1 protein-coding gene is annotated in these 262 nt (G+C 49.2%); it reads left to right on the top strand.

Annotated features, from left to right (window positions below; all coding sequences use genetic code 11):
* The coding region (locus B4920_RS26680; RefSeq protein ID WP_216820079.1) for a hypothetical protein at positions 1-205 on the top strand (205 nt) is incomplete at its 5' end.
* Between the last annotated feature and the right edge of the window lie 57 nt (positions 206-262).

Genomic DNA, 262 nt, shown 5'->3' with positions numbered 1-262 from the left:
GGCAATTGTCGAGTTGGTGCCGGATCTGAAATACACCAACCTCAAAGATCGCGGTTTTATGACCTTAACCTTCACTAAGGAGGCTGTGCGTAGCGACTGGCATTATGTCAGCACGATTCTGGCGAAGGAGTTTGAAGAGTCGACCAGCCGTAGCTACAGCGCCATGACTAAGGTCGGTGAACATATTATCAACCCAGTGAGCTAACTTAAGCGCCAAACTTAAGCTCCATCCTTTGCGCTGAGCTTGTGCTCGTTCCTTGTT

The organism is Zoogloea sp. LCSB751, assembly GCF_002028455.1.
Classification (GTDB): domain Bacteria; phylum Pseudomonadota; class Gammaproteobacteria; order Burkholderiales; family Rhodocyclaceae; genus Zoogloea.
This window is presented reverse-complemented; position numbering and strand designations above follow the sequence as displayed.